General features: G+C 28.7%; 1 protein-coding gene. It reads right to left on the minus strand.

Translation table 11 applies throughout. From position 1 onward, the window contains the following. Positions 1 to 1,015: PDC sensor domain-containing protein (locus E2O22_RS07790; protein ID WP_133319979.1), on the minus strand; the 1,015-nt coding region annotated here is incomplete at its 3' end. Between the last annotated feature and the right edge of the window lie 104 nt (positions 1,016 to 1,119).

Consider the following 1,119-nt stretch of genomic DNA (forward strand, 5'->3'; position numbering starts at 1 on the left):
TCACAATTACTAAAATAACAAAAAGAGATATAAATGCTATGGTTGTTATAAGTTTTGTAATAGGCATTTGTATAGAATCAACTGGAGCCATAGTCACAATAGACCAAGCATCTTGTGAGTTATCCCAAAGATCAAAAGTAGCTATTGCTGCTCTATTTTTCTTTCCATCGCTTGCGCGAGTAAAGTCAAAAACAGTATTTATTTTATCTTTTTGTAATTGTATTAATGTTTTTGCACTAGGATGAGGATTTGCTTCTGAAATACTTTTTCCTGTAAATTTAGAAACAGGACTAACTGCTATTAGACCCTCAGCACCAAGTAATAATCTTTGATCATCTTTGAAAATACTTCTTTTTGGATCTGTTAGCTCTCCTCTAAAATGCGTTAAACTTCCTAAAGCTCCAACTACACCTATAATATTTCCATTTTTAAAGATTGGAATTGCAATATTGTATGCAAAAATTTCTTCACCATTGATGTTGAAAATTTGAGGTTTTCCTATTGATTCTTTTTGTGTTGATATAGCATTATTAATACTTTGTTGTTGTAAAAATGCATCATATGCTTGAACTAATTGCACGCCGCCTTCTGTTTTTAAAGAAGTATCATGAAGTAACATTAAAAATTTATGCTGATTTGTAAGTAGTTTTGGGTTGGTATTTTGATTGATTGGGGTATTAAAAAAATGAACATACATATATGCAATTTTTTCATTTGAATCAAGCACACCTTCTAAAATATTTTGCACTTCTGTATCATCAATACTATTTTCATTTGAAATAGTATTTTTTATAGTATCTTCTACTCCTAGTAAAGTTGAATAAACACTTTCTGTTGCTCCACGGACGATATTTGCATATCTAAAAGCATTAATTTGAAGTAGTTTATCTGCTTCAGTGTGTAAGATATTTGAAGCTTGTATGGAAAAAATACTTGCTAAGATTATAATACCTAGCATTACTATGGAAATTACAACTCCAACTATTTTGGTCCCTATTTTTAAATTTGAAAACAATGTATCTCCTTTATGTGTTTTTAAAAAGGATGTATTTTATCCTAAAAAAATAATTTTTTTATTTTTAATTAATTAATATTTGTTTGGTATTTCTAATAGTGGGC

Source organism: Campylobacter lari (assembly GCF_004357905.1).
GTDB classification, from domain to species: Bacteria; Campylobacterota; Campylobacteria; order Campylobacterales; family Campylobacteraceae; genus Campylobacter_D; species Campylobacter_D lari_D.